Source organism: Mycobacterium sp. IDUB_5, from assembly GCF_055419565.1.
In genome coordinates this window covers 111,540-126,218 of sequence record NZ_JBVAXX010000004.1, presented here as the reverse complement: position 1 = coordinate 126,218, position 14,679 = coordinate 111,540, and the positions used below count along the sequence as shown (strand labels likewise).

At 68.8% G+C, this 14,679-nt stretch carries 19 protein-coding genes; 10 read left to right on the top strand and 9 right to left on the bottom strand.

Going from position 1 to position 14,679, the window contains the following annotated elements:
- Nucleotides 1–156 precede the first annotated feature (156 nt).
- The 3 genes from ACZY1G_RS13680 to ACZY1G_RS13670 are packed head-to-tail and all read left to right on the top strand — an operon-like array spanning nucleotide 157 to nucleotide 1,720.
- A complete protein-coding gene (locus ACZY1G_RS13680; RefSeq protein ID WP_463812409.1) occupies nucleotides 157–387 on the top strand; it encodes a CbtB domain-containing protein in 231 nt (76 codons plus the stop codon).
- Nucleotides 387–1,175: a CbtA family protein gene (locus ACZY1G_RS13675; protein ID WP_463812408.1), complete on the top strand. Its 789-nt coding sequence runs from the start codon at nucleotides 387–389 to the stop codon at nucleotides 1,173–1,175. The genes ACZY1G_RS13680 and ACZY1G_RS13675 overlap by 1 nt, the downstream gene beginning before the upstream one ends.
- The gene (locus ACZY1G_RS13670; protein ID WP_463822699.1) at nucleotides 1,172–1,720 is read left to right on the top strand and encodes a histidine phosphatase family protein; all 549 of its coding nucleotides are present in this window, start codon (nucleotides 1,172–1,174) and stop codon (nucleotides 1,718–1,720) included. The genes ACZY1G_RS13675 and ACZY1G_RS13670 overlap by 4 nt, the downstream gene beginning before the upstream one ends.
- Nucleotides 1,721–1,742: 22 nt before the next feature.
- Here ACZY1G_RS13670 and ACZY1G_RS13665 read toward each other — a convergent pair whose 3' ends face one another.
- Both ACZY1G_RS13665 and mhuD read right to left on the bottom strand, forming a co-directional pair.
- Nucleotides 1,743–3,104 carry a serine hydrolase gene (locus ACZY1G_RS13665; protein ID WP_463822698.1) on the bottom strand — a complete coding sequence of 454 codons (1,362 nt, stop codon included), beginning with the start codon at nucleotides 3,102–3,104 and terminating at the stop codon, nucleotides 1,743–1,745.
- The gene (gene mhuD, locus ACZY1G_RS13660) at nucleotides 3,079–3,420 is read right to left on the bottom strand and encodes a mycobilin-forming heme oxygenase MhuD (RefSeq protein WP_463812405.1); all 342 of its coding nucleotides are present in this window, start codon (nucleotides 3,418–3,420) and stop codon (nucleotides 3,079–3,081) included. The genes ACZY1G_RS13665 and mhuD overlap by 26 nt, the downstream gene beginning before the upstream one ends.
- Before the next feature lie 40 nt (nucleotides 3,421–3,460).
- Here mhuD and ACZY1G_RS13655 point away from each other — a divergent pair, with 40 nt between their 5' ends.
- Nucleotides 3,461–4,225: an alpha/beta fold hydrolase gene (locus ACZY1G_RS13655; protein ID WP_463812404.1), complete on the top strand. Its 765-nt coding sequence runs from the start codon at nucleotides 3,461–3,463 to the stop codon at nucleotides 4,223–4,225.
- Here ACZY1G_RS13655 and ACZY1G_RS13650 read toward each other — a convergent pair.
- Nucleotides 4,199–4,453: a hypothetical protein gene (locus tag ACZY1G_RS13650; protein WP_463812403.1), complete on the bottom strand. Its 255-nt coding sequence runs from the start codon at nucleotides 4,451–4,453 to the stop codon at nucleotides 4,199–4,201. The genes ACZY1G_RS13655 and ACZY1G_RS13650 overlap by 27 nt on opposite strands.
- A gap of 72 nt (nucleotides 4,454–4,525) precedes the next feature.
- On the opposite strand from ACZY1G_RS13650, the gene ACZY1G_RS13645 reads away from it, so the two are divergent.
- Nucleotides 4,526–5,506: a helix-turn-helix domain-containing protein gene (locus tag ACZY1G_RS13645; RefSeq protein WP_463822697.1), complete on the top strand. Its 981-nt coding sequence runs from the start codon at nucleotides 4,526–4,528 to the stop codon at nucleotides 5,504–5,506.
- Between the two features lie 16 nt (nucleotides 5,507–5,522).
- Here ACZY1G_RS13645 and ACZY1G_RS13640 read toward each other — a convergent pair whose 3' ends face one another.
- Nucleotides 5,523–6,425, bottom strand: a complete 903-nt coding sequence (locus tag ACZY1G_RS13640) for an HhH-GPD family protein (RefSeq protein ID WP_463822696.1) — start codon at nucleotides 6,423–6,425, stop codon at nucleotides 5,523–5,525.
- Here ACZY1G_RS13640 and ACZY1G_RS13635 point away from each other — a divergent pair.
- Both ACZY1G_RS13635 and ACZY1G_RS13630 read left to right on the top strand, forming a co-directional pair.
- Nucleotides 6,424–7,044 carry a carbonic anhydrase gene (locus ACZY1G_RS13635; RefSeq protein ID WP_463812400.1) on the top strand — a complete coding sequence of 207 codons (621 nt, stop codon included), beginning with the start codon at nucleotides 6,424–6,426 and terminating at the stop codon, nucleotides 7,042–7,044. The genes ACZY1G_RS13640 and ACZY1G_RS13635 overlap by 2 nt on opposite strands.
- A 59-nt stretch (nucleotides 7,045–7,103) precedes the next feature.
- Entirely contained in the window at nucleotides 7,104–7,880 is a 777-nt protein-coding gene (locus ACZY1G_RS13630) for a hypothetical protein (protein WP_463822695.1), read from the top strand.
- On the opposite strand, the gene ACZY1G_RS13625 is transcribed toward ACZY1G_RS13630, so the two are convergent.
- Both ACZY1G_RS13625 and ACZY1G_RS13620 read right to left on the bottom strand, forming a co-directional pair.
- On the bottom strand, nucleotides 7,877–8,563 hold the full coding sequence (locus ACZY1G_RS13625) for an MBL fold metallo-hydrolase (RefSeq protein ID WP_463822694.1): 687 nt from the start codon (nucleotides 8,561–8,563) through the stop codon (nucleotides 7,877–7,879). The two genes, ACZY1G_RS13630 and ACZY1G_RS13625, sit on opposite strands and share 4 nt — an antisense overlap.
- Nucleotides 8,564–8,583: 20 nt before the next feature.
- The gene (locus tag ACZY1G_RS13620) at nucleotides 8,584–9,285 is read right to left on the bottom strand and encodes an HD domain-containing protein (protein ID WP_463822693.1); all 702 of its coding nucleotides are present in this window, start codon (nucleotides 9,283–9,285) and stop codon (nucleotides 8,584–8,586) included.
- 19 nt (nucleotides 9,286–9,304) lie between these two features.
- Between ACZY1G_RS13620 and ACZY1G_RS13615 the strand changes: the two genes are divergently transcribed.
- A complete protein-coding gene (locus ACZY1G_RS13615; protein WP_463822692.1) occupies nucleotides 9,305–10,282 on the top strand; it encodes a GlxA family transcriptional regulator in 978 nt (325 codons plus the stop codon).
- On the opposite strand, the gene disA is transcribed toward ACZY1G_RS13615, so the two are convergent.
- The 3 genes from disA to ACZY1G_RS13600 all read right to left on the bottom strand — a co-directional run bounded on the left by disA (nucleotide 10,283) and on the right by ACZY1G_RS13600 (nucleotide 13,464).
- Nucleotides 10,283–11,401 carry a DNA integrity scanning diadenylate cyclase DisA gene (gene disA / locus ACZY1G_RS13610; protein ID WP_463812395.1) on the bottom strand — a complete coding sequence of 373 codons (1,119 nt, stop codon included), beginning with the start codon at nucleotides 11,399–11,401 and terminating at the stop codon, nucleotides 10,283–10,285. It lies immediately after the preceding gene.
- A 21-nt stretch (nucleotides 11,402–11,422) separates the two neighbouring features.
- Nucleotides 11,423–12,808: a DNA repair protein RadA gene (radA, locus tag ACZY1G_RS13605; protein ID WP_463812394.1), complete on the bottom strand. Its 1,386-nt coding sequence runs from the start codon at nucleotides 12,806–12,808 to the stop codon at nucleotides 11,423–11,425.
- Nucleotides 12,809–12,870: 62 nt separating this feature from the next.
- Nucleotides 12,871–13,464, bottom strand: a complete 594-nt coding sequence (locus tag ACZY1G_RS13600) for a copper chaperone PCu(A)C domain-containing protein (RefSeq protein ID WP_463822691.1) — start codon at nucleotides 13,462–13,464, stop codon at nucleotides 12,871–12,873.
- A 241-nt stretch (nucleotides 13,465–13,705) separates the two neighbouring features.
- Here ACZY1G_RS13600 and carD point away from each other — a divergent pair, with 241 nt between their 5' ends.
- Nucleotides 13,706–14,194: an RNA polymerase-binding transcription factor CarD gene (carD, locus tag ACZY1G_RS13595; protein WP_463812392.1), complete on the top strand. Its 489-nt coding sequence runs from the start codon at nucleotides 13,706–13,708 to the stop codon at nucleotides 14,192–14,194.
- Between the two features lies 1 nt (nucleotide 14,195).
- Complete coding sequence (gene ispF, locus ACZY1G_RS13590; protein WP_463822690.1) at nucleotides 14,196–14,678, top strand: 2-C-methyl-D-erythritol 2,4-cyclodiphosphate synthase; 483 nt, start codon at nucleotides 14,196–14,198, stop codon at nucleotides 14,676–14,678.
- Nucleotide 14,679: the final 1 nt, after the last annotated feature.

Here is a 14,679-nt window from a genome sequence, read left to right as displayed (position 1 = left end):
GCGCCCGCGGTGGACCCGGGCGCACTATGATCCGTATGTCAATCGACGGATGTCGGAATCTGGTGAGAATCCAGAACGGTCGCGCCACTGTGACAGTCAGACCCGACGCCGTCGGCACCCGCCGACTGGGACGCGACATCCCGGAAAGGACCCCTCATGACCACTCCTGAAGCTCCTGGAACACGGGCCGCACACCCACGGGCGACGCCGATCGACTTCTCGGCCACCAAGGCCGCGCTGTGGCTGTCGCTGACCGCCTTCCTGGCGCTCGTCGTGCTGTACTTCGTCGGCCTCGACCAGGGTGCGACGTCTGTCTTCGGTGCCAACACCGACATCCACGAGTTCCTGCACGACGCCCGCCACCTCCTCGGCTTCCCCTGCCACTGATGGAACGCCAGATCATCGGGCGCGGCCTCCTGGCCGGCGCCATCGCAGGTGTGCTCGGATTCCTGTTCGCGCGTGTGTTCGTCGAACCCCAGATCCAGAAGGCGATCGCCTACGAGGAGGGGGTGGGCGAGGCCCACGAAGCCATGGCTCACGGCGGCCACAGTCACGGTGAGGCCGGCGGCGGGTTCAGCCGCGCCATCCAGATGAACATCGGGATGGGCCTGGGCGTGCTGCTGTTCACTGTCGCGGTCGGCGCGTTGTTCGCCATCGTGTTCGCGGTGGCCTACGGCCGGGTGGGCGATATCTCCGCCCGGCTGCTGTCGCTGGCGATCGCCGGCGGCATGCTGCTGTGCCTCTACGTGGTGCCGTTCCTGAAGTACCCCGCCAGCCCTCCTGCGTTGAGCCTGGACGAGACGATCACCCAGCGCACCCTGCTCTACCTGCTGATGGTGGCGGCCTCGGCGGCGCTGCTGATCGGTGCGGTGGTGCTGGGTCGGCGGCTCGTGGGCAGGCTGGGGACCTGGAACGCCACGCTGGCTGCGGCCGGCGCGTACGTGGTGGCGATCGCGGTGGTCATGCTGGTGCTGCCGACCATCGACGAGACGCCTGGTCCGCTGATGGGAGACGACGGAACCATCCTCTACGACGGCTTCCCGGCCGACGTGCTCTACGACTTCCGGTTGTATTCGCTGGGCACCCAGGTCGTGGTCTACACGGCGCTGGGGCTGGTGTTCGGCGCGTTGACGGCCCGGTTGTTCGAACGGAAGCAGGTCGTCACCGCATCGTGAGTGAGGTCGTCCGGCTGACCCTCGTGTCGCACGGTATGACCGACGCGATGGCAGCCGGACGATTTCCGACCGACGAACCGCTCAACGCGCTCGGCCGCAAGCAGGTGGCCGGTGCGCGCGACGGCGTCAAGACCGCCGATCGGGTCCACTGCGGCCCGGAGGCGCGCGCCATCCAGACCGCCGACCTGCTCGGTGTGCGAGCCGACGTCGAGCCGAAGCTGGCCGACCTGGATTGCGGGCGGTGGCGCGGTGAGGTGCTGGGCCGGGTCCAGCCCGCCGAACTGGCGATCTGGCTGACCGATCCCACCCAGGCTCCGCACGGCGGCGAGCGCATCATGGATCTGATCGCCCGGGTACGGACGTGGATGGAGTCGCTGACCTCCGAGCACGTCCGCGTCGTGGCCGCGACGCATCCTGCCGTCATTCGCGCGGCCATGCTGGTGGTCCTGGATGCGCCGCCGAAGTCGTTCTGGCGCATCGACGTCGCGCCGGCCAGCGCCACGGTGCTGCACTTCCGCGGGCACGCCTGGACGTTGCGGACCTGAGCCCTGAGTCGGGGTCGGACTCTCAGGGTTGAACCAGGCCGAACATCTGCCGCGCGATCGACAGCAGCCAGGACGCCGCGGTCGAGCTGCGGTACTGCGACCAGTTGGTCTGCATGCTGACCACCCAGCTCTGGCCGGTGCGGTCGGTGGCGAACCAGCTGAACGTCAGGTCGCCGGGCAGGTTGCCCGCTTTCGCCGCGATGTAGGGCCACACGGTGCGGTCCAGGTCGATGCCCGGCACCGCGGAGAGGATGTCGTGCACCGGAGCGGCCTCGGCGGTCGCGTTGCGCTGCAGCGCGGCGTGCAGGCGGCAGATGTCAGCGGCGCTGGCGTACCACTCGGCGCCGATGTCCGACGCCGGCATGTGGGTGCGCTGCGGATCCGGTTCGTAGGGCCGCGAATTGGTCTGCCGCAGCAGCTGTGCGCGCCCGGCCGGGGTGGCCTGCTTCCACTGCTCGCGCAGGTTCGGCTCGCCCCAGCCCACGGAGAACATCTCGTGCATCGTCGGGAACGGTGTCATGCTCGACGGGTCATGGTGGCCGGCGGCGACCAGCGCTCGCTCGATCGCGCCCGGGCCCAGCCGGCCGATCAGCAGATCAGTGGCCATGTTGTCGCTGGCCGAGATCATCTGCTGGGCCGCATCGCGCACCGACACCGTCGAGCCTGGAGGCAGTTTGTCGAAGCCGGACGAGCCGACGGCCTTGGCCTCTGCGGTGATCGTCAGCGGATCGGTCCACGACACTGTGTGCGCTTTGACCGCATCGGAGAGTGCATAGAGCACGTAGAGCTTGAAGATCGACGCCAACGGCAGCGACATCTCGGTGTTTGTCCCCGCGACCTTCTCGCAGCGGCCGTCGATCACCTTGGACACCTGATAGGAGTACTTCGCGCCCGTCTTGGTGATCTCGGAGTCGACGTCGGAGAAGGACGTGATCCGCGGCGGCACGAGTTCGACGGAGAAGCGGTCCACCATGCCGGCGTCGTCGGTGCGTAGTTCGATGGTCTGCGCGACCCCGTAGGAGGTGAGGATGTGCAACGTCGCGTTGCCTGCGCCGACGTCGATCTTGGTGACGGTGAAGGGGCGGTCCCACCACATCCGGTCCATCGTCACGCCGACGGCTTCGACGACCTGGGGGGCGGCCAGCGTGCGGATGCCGGTTTCCCCGATGGGCCAGTCGCTGTTGAGCATGTCCATCGTCTGCTTGGCGCGCAGGCCCTGCGGGGTGTTGATCTGGATCGGGACGCCGTAGGCGGCGTCGGCAGGAGCGGGCCGGGTGGCGGCGCAGCCGTTCACCAGCGCTGCGACCGCGATCAGTGCGGTCGCGCAGGTGAGCGCTCTACGTCGCGCCCCGGCGCTCCTACGCCTGCGTGCGGGTTCCTGCAACGTCGAGCACAACCTCGAACTCCAGCAGTGACGCGCCCTTGGCCACCGGATTGGCGCGTTCCCCGGCGTGCGCCTCGATGGCCGGTCCGGTGGCCCAGGCCTGGAACGCCTCTTCGGACTCCCACTGGGTGACGACGAAGTACCGGTCGTCGCCCTTGACGGGGCGCAGCAGCTGAAACCCGAGGAAGCCGGCCTGGTTGTCGACGGCGTGGGCGCGGTGGGCGAACCGCTTCTCCAGCTCTGGTCCGGCACCGGGCGGGACCTCGATCGCGTTGATCTTGACCACCGGTGTGGTGTTCACGTTCTGCTCGGACATGGCGTTCAGGCTACCGCGCGCTCGAGGGCATGATGACCGCATGGAGCTGCTCACGGCCCACGGTGGTGCGGGGCGCCCGCTGGTGCTGGTACACGGGCTGATGGGGCGGGGCACGACGTGGTCGCGGCAGCTGCCCTGGCTCGCCGAGCACGGTCGGGTTTTCACCTATGACGCTCCGTGGCACCGGGGGCGTGAGGTGCCCGACGCCCACCCGATCTCGACCGAGCGTTTCGTCGATGACCTCGCCGCCGCGGTGTCGGCGCTGGGCGAACCGGCGGTGTTGATAGGACATTCGATGGGCGGTCTGCACGCGTGGTGTGTGGCAGCCCGGCGTCCAGAGCTGGTCGACGCGGTGGTGGTCGAGGACATGGCGCCGGACTTCCGCGGCCGCACCACCGGTGCGTGGGAGCCGTGGCTCTACGCACTTCCGGCGGAGTTCGAATCGGAGGCGCAGGTGGTCGCCGCGTTCGGGCCGGTCGCGGGGCGCTATTTCCTGGAGGCGTTCGATCGCACCGCCACGGGATGGCGGTTGCACGGAGAGCCGGCCCGCTGGATCGAGATCGCGGCCGAGTGGGGGAGGCGGGACTACTGGACGCAGTGGCTGGCCGTCGACGTGCCGACCCTGCTGATCGAGGCGGGGGACTCGGTGACGCCGCCGGGGCAGATGGCGGAGATGGCGCGCACGGGCAGGCAGACGACGTACGTCACGGTGCCCGGTGCCGGTCACCTGGTCCACGACGACGCCCCGATGAAATATCGGGGCGCCGTCGAGACGTTTCTATCGACGTTCACCGGTGGCGGTTGAGCTGGGCCAGCTCGGGTTCCGTTCGAAGCGGGTCCGGATGGCGTCGACGTCGTGCGTCACGCGGGTGAGGTCACGGTCGTCGGTGAACAGCCGCCCCGCCAGCGGTGCGGCGATGCGGAATTGCTCGCGGTGCAGGCGCAGCACGCCGGTGCGGTGGGCTGCCCAGGTGAGACCCGCAGCGAGGGCGAACGGTGCGGCCAGGATCAGGAAGGTCAGTGCGATACTCATGGCAGTAATGCTCCGCCTACGAAAGATCATGCCACCAGTGGCAGAAGTGACATCTGCCATTAAGATGCTGCCATGACGATACGGACGGTGTCGGCGCTGGTCCTCGACGGGCTGGCGGTGTTCGAGTTCGGCGTGATCTGCGAGGTGTTCGGCATCGACCGCTCCGCCGACGGTGTACCGAACTTCGACTTCAAGGTCTGCGGACCCGAACCCGGCAAGCCGCTGCGCACGTCGGTCGGCGCGACGATCATTCCCGACCACGGCCTCGACGACCTCATCGGCGCCGACCTCGTGGCTGTTCCCGCGATCGGTGGCGGTGACTACCTGCCCGAGGCTCTCGACGCGATCCGCCGGGCCGCAGAGTCGGGGTCCATCATCCTGACCGTGTGCTCGGGGGCGTTCGTCGCCGGCGCGGCCGGTCTGCTCGACGGGCGGCCCTGCACCACACACTGGATGCACGCGGACGAGCTCGCGCGCATGTATCCGACCGCTGAGGTGGACCGCAACGTGCTCTTCGTCGACGACGGGAACCTGATCACCAGTGCGGGCACCGCGGCGGGTATCGATGCGTGCCTGCACCTGGTGCGTCGCGAGATGGGCAGCGAGATCACCAACAAGATCGCCCGCCGAATGGTGGTGCCACCGCAGCGCGACGGCGGCCAGCGGCAGTACATCGATCAGCCGATTCCGGTGCGATGCTCCGAACGCTTTGCCCCGCACCTGGATTGGATTCTCGCCAACCTCGATAAGCCGCACACCGTGACGTCGCTGGCTCGCCGGGCCCACATGTCGGGCCGCACGTTCGCGCGCCGCTTCGTCGACGAGACCGGCCGCACCCCGATGCAATGGGTGACCGACCAGCGTGTGCTGTTCGCCCGCCGGCTGCTCGAGGAAACCACTCTGGACATCGACAACATCGCCGAGCAGTCCGGGTTCGGCAACGCCACGCTGCTGCGCCACCACTTCCGGCGCGTCATCGGCGTCACCCCGTCGGACTATCGACGACGATTCGCTTCTGCCGCAGCAGAATCCGAGGTAGCCGCCACTGCCTGATTGCCGGCTTCGCCGGCTAGCGCGCACCCTCGCCGGGGAGGGCGAAACTGCCGTCCTCGGTCTGCTCCACCAACCCGTCGACCAGCAGCGAATCCAGGCAGCGGTCCCGCTGAGCGGTGTCCGTCAGCCACGCCACGTCGAGTTGCGCGCGAGTGACCGGTGTGTCGCTGCCGCGCAACACATCCAGCAGCTTGCCCCGCACCTGACGGTCGGTGCCTGCGAACTTCTGCACCTTGCGCGCCGGACCGGTGCCGGCGGGAAAGCCGAGCGAACGCCACGTGCAGTGCGACAGCGGGCAGACACCGCACTTCGGGGAGCGCGCCGTGCACACGATCGCCCCCAGTTCCATCAGCGCCACCGAGAACGTCGGCGCCCGCTCGTCGTCCGGCAGCAGCGCCGCCACGTCGTCGAGGTCGCGCACCGATGCCGCCGCGGCGTCGTCACGCCCGTGCACCGCCCGCGCGACGACGCGGCGAACGTTGGTGTCCACCACGGGCACTCGTTGCCGGTAGGCGAAACAGGCCACCGCCCGCGCGGTGTAGGTGCCGATTCCGGGGAGCGAGAGCAAGGTGTCGACATCATCGGGAACCACGTCGTCGTACTCGGTCGCGATCACGGTCGCGCATTCGTGCAACCGCTTGGCCCGCCGCGGGTAGCCCAGCTTGCCCCAGGCGCGCAGCACGTCGGCCGCACTTGCTGCCGCGGTGGCCGACGGCGTCGGCCAGCGGGCGATCCAGTCCCGCCAGATCGGCTCCACCCGGGCGACGGGCGTCTGCTGCAGCATGAACTCGCTGACCAGGATCTGCCACGCCGAGACGCCCGGTTGTCGCCACGGCAGATCGCGCTGCGCGAGGGCATACCAGTCGAGCAGCTCACCCGTGTCGATCATCGGTGCAGGTTGGGGCAGAATGACGGCCATGCCGAACACGAACCCGTTGACCGCGTGGAAAGCACTCAGAGAGGGTAACGAGCGCTTCGTCGCCGGGAAGCCGGAGCATCCGAGCCAGAGCATCGAGCACCGCGCCAGCCTGGCCGCCGCACAGAAGCCGACCGCGGTCGTGTTCGGGTGCGCAGACAGCCGGGTGGCCGCGGAGATCATCTTCGATCAGGGTCTCGGCGACATGTTCGTGGTGCGTACAGCCGGCCACGTCATCGACAGCGCTGTGCTCGGCTCGATCGAGTACGCGGTCGCGGTGCTCAACGTGCCGCTGATCGTCGTGCTCGGACACGACAGCTGCGGCGCGGTGGGGGCGACGCTGAAGGCGCTGGACGACGGTTCGCTGCCCGGCGGCTACATCCGCGACGTCGTCGAGCGGGTCACGCCCTCGATCCTCGTGGGCCGCCGCGAGGGCCTGACCCGGGTCGACGAGTTCGAGGCCCGCCACGTCACGGAGACGGGCAGGCAGCTGCGCAGCCGCTCGACCATCATCTCCGACGCGGTCGCCGAGGGCCGGCTTGCGATCGTCGGCTTGACCTACCATCTGGCCGACGGCCAGGTCGTGCTGCGCGACCACATAGGCGACATCGGCGAAAACTGAAAGGCAACACGCCGGGTGGCGTCGAACAAAGTCACCTGAGCTGGCCTTACCGTGATGTGGTGCTGGATTTGGAACCGCATGGGCCGCTGCCCCAACAGATCTACTGGCGACGCCGGATGTTGGCGCTCGGCGTGTCCGTGCTCGTCATCGGGATCATCGCGGCTGTCGTCGCGGTCGTCGTGATGAACAGCACCAGCACCGAGCAGCCCACCGCGAACGAGAACCAGGCCTCGCAGGCTGCCGCGCCGCCGACGCCGCTACCCGGTGACAATCCGCAGGTCAAGACGCCCATTCAGCCGCCTGCTCAGCAGGCGCCGCCCCCGACCGCGACCCCCACGGCTGCCGTGGTGCCGCCGCCGATCCTCAAAGAGGGCGACGACTGCCCGGACTCCACGCTCGCGGTCAAGGGCATCACCAACCAGCCGCAGTACGTCGTCGGCGATCAGCCGAAGTTCACGATGGTGGTGACCAACATCGGGCTGGTCGCCTGCCAGCGCGATGTCGGTGCGGCGGTGTTGGCCGCGTACGTCTACTCGCTGGACAACCAGCGGCTCTGGTCGAACCTGGATTGCGCGCCGTCGGCCGAGACGCTGATCAAGACGTTCCAGCCGGGTGAGCAGGTGACCACGGAGGTGACGTGGACCGGGATGGGTTCGGCGCCGAACTGCCCGCTGCCCCGCCAGCCGATCGGGCCGGGCACCTACAACCTCGTCGTCCAGCTGGGCAACCTGCGTTCGGCGACCGTGCCGTTCGTTCTGGCCCCGCCCCAGCAGCTACCGCCGGGCGCACCTGCCGAGGTGCCGCCGCCGGCTCCGGCTCCCGCGCCTGCCGGCTAGCCGATACGCCGGTGCTGGCGCTGCGCCCACCGCCGCACCGCTGAGGGCCGCAGCGGCCCGCCGTGGCCGACGTGGATCACCGAAAGGTCGTGCCGCAGAACAGCATCGAGGCTCGCGAGGTTGAGTCGGCGATCCTGGTGGAACGGCGGATCGGCGGGTTTGCGGCGGATGGCACCGAGGAACGACCCGGCTATCAGGTCGGCCGCGATGAGCTCTCCGCTGCCGGTGAGGACCGATATCGACCCTGGCGTGTGGCCGGGAGTCAGCAGGATGCGGGCGTCGACGCCGTAGTCCTCGAGGGAGATCTCGGTGTCGACGACAACGTCGGGCGAGAACCCCTCCGTGCGGGCATGGGCGGGCGGGAGCGCGCCGAACAGTCGGCCGAACGGGCCTGTCGGGCGCAACGATCCTTCGAGGCTGCGGCCCGAGGCGTAGGCCTTGGCGTCTGCACCATGGGCGAGGATCGGCACCCCCAGCGCGTCCCGTAGTGCGACCGCCGAACCGAAATGGTCGATGTGCCCGTGGGTCACGACGATCGCCGTGACGTCGGCCCGGTCGACGCCGAACGTGTCCATCGCCGCGAGTATCCGCGGGCCGCTGCCCGGCACACCGGTGTCGACCACCACCGTTCGACGACCCACGAGCAGGAACACATTGACGATCGCCCTGCCGGTGACCGGCACGTGCACCACTCTCGTTGGCGTCACGACGCCCTGTCGCCCCAACCGGCATCGTCGACCAGATCGAAGAAGGTCGCTGCGGGCCCGCCCGTCACCATGGTGTGCAGCAGCCGGGGGAAGGTCAGCGGTGGACCCTTCTGCGGGTTCTGCTCGACGTGTGCTGCGATGACATCGGCGAGTGCGACGCCCAGCTTCAGCCGCGGCCATTGCGTGTGAACCTGGTCGACGAACGCCGGATCGAGCAGCTCGCGGCCCACGCCCACGACGTCGGTGGAGATGCCGAGGTGCGCGACAGCAGCGACCGGTCCGAACCGGTGCGCGATCCCCACGCTGGTGTGCAAGGCGATGGCCTGCCACACCGTGGTGATGCGTTGCTCGTCGACACCCTGCTCACGCAGGAAATGCGCGGCGGCGTCCGCGCCGTCCACCTCGAAGCGCTGCTCGCCGTTGGCGTGGTCGGTGAGTCCGAGATCGTGCAGCACGCAGCTCAGGTAGACCAGCTCGTCGTCGTAGTCGACATCGGCATGCAGCCCCTTGGCGGCGGCGCCCGCGCGGGCGAACAGGTAGCTGCGCACGGCGTGGTTCGTCACGACGGTCGGCGATACCGATGCCACGAATCGGTGTGCAGCGACCGCGAGTTCGGAGTCCGGCAGTGTGGGCAGCGTCGACGTCATACCGTCACCCTGCGCCCGCGAGAGTTCGACGACCAGTGGCCAGATCGACATATTGCTTTAAGATCTGGCCATGATCGTCGCGGTGCTGGCACAAGACGGTGTGATGGGCTTCGAGCTGATGATCCCGGGCATGGTGTTCGGGATGGCCAACGACGCGGCTGGGACGTCGCGCTACGAGGTGCGGGTGTGCAGTCGTGGGCGCCGCGCTGTCACCGCGGCGCCCTGGGGCGGCGTCGAATTCCGGACCGAGCACGGGCTCGACGGGCTCGTCCGCGCGGACGTGGTGATCGTGCCAGGCGTGGAAGCGTGTCTGGAACCGCCGCACCCTGCGGTGGTGACGGCCTTGCTGGCTGCTTCCGCGTCCGGCGCGCGCATCGCCTCGATGTGCGTGGGCGCGTTCACCCTCGCCGCGACGGGCTTGCTCGACGGCCGCCGCGCGACCACCCACTGGCAATGGGCCGACGAACTGGCCCGCCGTTTCCCCGACGTCGACGTCGACCCCAGTGTGCTGTTCATCGACGACGGGCCGGTGCTGACAGCCGCCGGGGTGGCGTCCGGCCTGGATCTCTGTCTGCATCTGATCCGCAGTGACGCCGGCCCCGCGCTGGCCGGTGCGGCGGCCCGTCGGGTGGTGATCCCGGCGTGGCGCGACGGCGGGCAGGCGCAGTACATCGAACACGCCGCCCCCGCCGGCGCCGGTCATCCATTGCAGCCGACCATCGACTGGATGCGAGAGCACGCCACCGAGGCACTGGACCTGTCGACCATCGCCGCGCATGCCGCCGTGAGCGTGCGCACCCTCAATCGGCAGTTCCGCGACCACGTCGGCACGACCCCGCAGGGCGTGCTGACAGCCATGCGGGTCGACCTGGCCCGGCGGCTGCTGGAGGGTACTGCGCTGCCGGTCGACCGGGTCGCCGAGGAGTCCGGGTTCGGTTCGTATGCGTCGCTGCGCCATCACTTCCTGCGCACCGTCGGGGTCTCGCCGCAGAAATACCGGCAGAACTACCGTCGGCACCAGGTGAGCGACCTGGATGCGACAGCCTGATCAGGCCAGCCGGTCGGCGATCGTCGACTCGGCGAGCTGCGACAGACCTTCCCGGATGTGGCGCGCCCACATCGAGCCGATCCCGTCGACCGATTGCAGATCGCTCGCGCTCGCCGCCAGCAGGCCCTGCAGGGAACCGAAGTTGCGGACCAGCAGGTCGACGTGCGCGAACTGCAGGCGCGGTATCCCCGACATGGCCCGGTAGCCGCGGGAACTCATCGCCGAGTCCTGCGCCTCGGCCGTCGACGGGTACCCGAAAACCCTTGCCAGCGTGGTGAAGTCGAGCAGCTCGCTGTCGGAGAGCCCGTCGAGCTCCTCCAACGTCGCGGTGACCTGCGCCGCGGTGGGCGGGTCGGGGTTGGCGTGGTAGTCGCGCACGATCAGCTCGCGGTCGATGTCGTTGTCGCCCACCAGCTCATCGAGCTGCAGCTTCAGCTGCCGGCCGTCGGTGCCGAGTTCGACGACGTCGGAGTCGATCTCGAGGCTGATGCGACGCACCATCTCGAGCCGCTGCACCACGGTCATCACGTCGCGCAGTGTCACGAAGTCCTCGATCTCGGCCATCGAGAGCTGCTTGCTGACTTCGTCGAGGCGGGTCTTGTAGCGCTCCAGTGTGTCGATGGTCTGGTTGGCCCGCGACAAGATGGTCGCCGATTCGGGGACGACGTGCCGCTCGCCGGCCACATACACCGTCACGATGCTCATCGAGTGGCTGACCGAGATCACGGGGTAGCCCGTCTGGATCGCGCTGCGCTCGGCGGACCGATGCCGCGTTCCGGACTCCTCGGTCGGTATCGACGGGTCGGGCACCAATTGCACGTTGGCGCGCAGGATTCGGCTGCCGTCGCTGGAGAGCACCACGGCGCCGTCCATCTTCGACAACTCACGCAGCCGGGTCGGCGCGTACCGCACGTCCAGGGAGAAGCCGCCGTCGCAGATGGCCTCGACGCTGTCGTCGAACCCGATGACGATCAACGCGCCTGTCCGCCCTCGCAGGATGCGCTCCAGGCCGTCGCGCAGCTGAGTTCCCGGCGCGAGCCGGGCGATCGTCTCCCGCATCGTCGGACGGGCCAACGGCACGACCGTGCGCGTGCTGCGTCCCGTCGATTTCACGGCCATCCGATCCCCTCGAGAAGTGCCTCAGTTCGCGTCATTCTGGCTGATCTGCCGCAACACCTGCAATGCCGAGGTGATGTTGTCCGCCTCGAAGGTCCTCAAGCCCGCGGGTGCCGACGTCAGGCCGGCGGGCACGACGGCGGTGGTGAATCCGAGTCGGACCGCTTCGGCCAGCCGGCGATCCATCCCTGTCACCCGCCGCAGGTCACCGGCCAAGCCGACCTCGCCGATCGCGATCGCCGACGTCGGCATCGCCAGATCGGTGAACGCCGAGGCGATCGCCAGCGCCACCGCGAGATCCGATGAGGAATCGGTGAGCCGCATGCCGCCGACGGTCGACAGGTAGATGTCGTTGGCGCCGACGGGCAACCGCGCCCGTTTCTCGAGCACCGCGGTGATCATCGCCGCGCGGGAGGAGTCGATGCCGCTGACGGCGCGGCGCGGGCTGCCGCTGGCCGGGGACCCGATCAGCGCCTGCACCTCGCCGATCATCGGGCGTTTGCCGTCGAGCGTGACGGTCACCGACGTGCCGGGCACCGGCTTCGGGCGCTGGTCCAGGAACAGGCCCGACGCATCCGCCACACCCTCGATTCCGTTGTCGTGCAACAGAAAACAGCCGACCTCGTCGGCGGCTCCGAACCGGTTCTTGATGCCTCGCACCATCCGCAACGCCGAGGCGCGGTCCCCCTCGAAGTGCAGCACGACGTCGACGAGGTGCTCCAGCGAGCGGGGTCCGGCGATCGCCCCGTCCTTGGTCACGTGGCCGACGAGCAGCATGGCCACCCCGGTGGTCTTCGCCGTCATGGTCAGGGCCGTGGTGATCGCACGAACCTGGGTGACTCCGCCGGTGACACCGTCGGCCTCGGTGGTCGACATGGTCTGCACCGAGTCGACGATGACCAGCGACGGCGACACCGCGTCGATGTGGCCGAGCGCGGTCTGCAGGTCGGACTCGGCGGCCAGGTACACCTCGTCGTGGGTGCATCCGGTGCGCTCGGCGCGCAGACGGATCTGACCGGCCGACTCCTCACCCGAGAGATACAGCGCACGGCGGCCCGTCTGCGCCCAGCGGTGGGCGACCTCGAGCAGCAGCGTCGATTTCCCGACGCCGGGATCGCCGGCGAGCAGCGTCACCGACCCGGGCACCACGCCGCCGCCGAGAACACGGTCGAGCTCGCTGATGCCGGTGTGGAAATGCCGCGTGGTGCCCGGGTCGATCGAGCTGATCGGCACGGCGGGGGAGGTGGGTGCGATGGCGCGCCGGATTGCCGTCCCGCCGACGGAGGCAAGGGCTACCTCGTTGACCGTGCCCCATGTCCCGCAGTCAGGGCAGCGACCCACCCATTTGGGCGTTTGGTGGTGGCATTCCGAGCAGCGGTATTGCGAACGTGTTTTCGAAGGCCGGGCCACGGATGCGACGGTATCGGCCCGCACCGACAACTGGTGGGCGCGGCGCGCCCGTGTCGGACGACTCAGTGTCCGCCGGAGTGCTCGCCCTCGGAGACGGCTGCGCCGCTGTCGGAGACCTCCCGGCGCGGGGCCTCGCCGGCCGAGATCGGCACCGTCACCGTGGTGTCGCCGGCCTTCTCGAAGGTGAACGTGAAGTCATAGGTCAGGCCGTTGGTGATCGGCTTGGACAGCGCGACACGCGCCGCGGACGCGTCAGCGGGTTCGACGGCCTCCAGCGGCGTGGTCTGTCCGTCCGGGGTGCCCACGACCAGGACGCCGTTGGCGGGCAGGTCCTTGCCGCCGGTCAGCGATACGGTGCCGACATCGGAGGTGATGCTGACCAGCTTGTCGTTCGTGTCGGGCGAGGTGTTGGCCGCGGTGAAGATCAGCTCGACGTCGCTACCCGGGCGGATGTAGTCCGACGACTGCTGGGCACGCAGGTGGACGTTGCGCAGCGCGATCGGGCCGGCTGTGGCACTCGTCCCGTTGATCGCCGGCTCCTGGGTGGCCGTCTGTGAGACCTGACCAGCACTGCAGCCGCTCAGCACGGCGGACAGCGCGATCGCGGCCGTCGCCACGGCGGTCGTGACAGAAGTGCGCCGATCCAAAGGGTTCACTCAGGTGCCTCCTGCTCGGCCGGCAACGCGACGTGACATGCCGGTCTCCATCGTTCGACTATGCAGAGTAGTAGGTCGCGATGACGGGCGGTAGCGCAGGGCGCTCGAGGCGCCCGCCTTGCACGGAATCGGCGGCCTGTCAACCCCCGATGTTGCCCGTCTGTGCCCCTGACCTGCAATGTTGGCGCACCCCCGAAGAGTGCGCGTGTTAAACTCGTCATGTGAAAGGGGCTCGAAACTGATGATTTTTAAGGTCGGAGACACCGTCGTCTATCCACACCACGGTGCTGCGTTGATCGAAGCGATCGAAACCCGAACCATCAAAGGCGAGCAGAGGGAATACCTCGTCTTGAAGGTCGCCCAGGGCGATCTGACGGTCCGCGTGCCTGCGGACAACGCCGAATACGTGGGTGTGCGTGACGTTGTCGGCCAGGAAGGCCTCGACAAAGTTTTCCAGGTTCTGCGCGCGCCGCATACCGAAGAGCCGACCAACTGGTCGCGCCGGTACAAGGCCAACCTCGAGAAGCTGGCTTCCGGGGACGTGAACAAGGTCGCCGAGGTCGTTCGTGACCTGTGGCGTCGTGATCAGGAGCGCGGCCTCTCGGCGGGTGAGAAGCGGATGCTCGCCAAGGCGCGCCAGATCCTGGTCGGCGAACTCGCGCTGGCCGAGAACACCGACGACGCGAAGGCGTCGATCATTCTCGAAGAAGCTCTCGCCGCCGCATCCTGACGTGATTCCTCGCGTCGGTCTCGGCACCGACGTCCATCCGGTCGAAGCGGGGCGGCCCTGCTGGCTGCTGGGTCTTCTGTTCGACGACGCCGACGGTTGTGCTGGTCACTCCGACGGTGACGTCGCCGCCCATGCCCTCTGTGACGCGCTGCTGTCCGCAGCGGGCATGGGCGACATCGGTGGAGTCTTCGGCACCGATCGTCCCGAGTGGCGAGGCGTGTCCGGCGCCGACATGTTGCGTCACGTGCGGTCGCTGCTCGAGGGGGCGGGACTGCGCGTCGGGAACGCCGCGGTGCAGGTCATCGGCAACCGTCCCAAGGTCGGCCCGCGTCGGGCGGAGGCCCAGGAGCTGTTATCCGAGCTCGTGGGCGCGCCGGTGTCGGTGTCGGCGACAACGACCGACGGGCTCGGGTTGACGGGGCGTGGAGAGGGTCTGGCGGCCCTGGCGACGGCCCTCGTTGTCAGCGATGCGGGTTCTGCCTGAT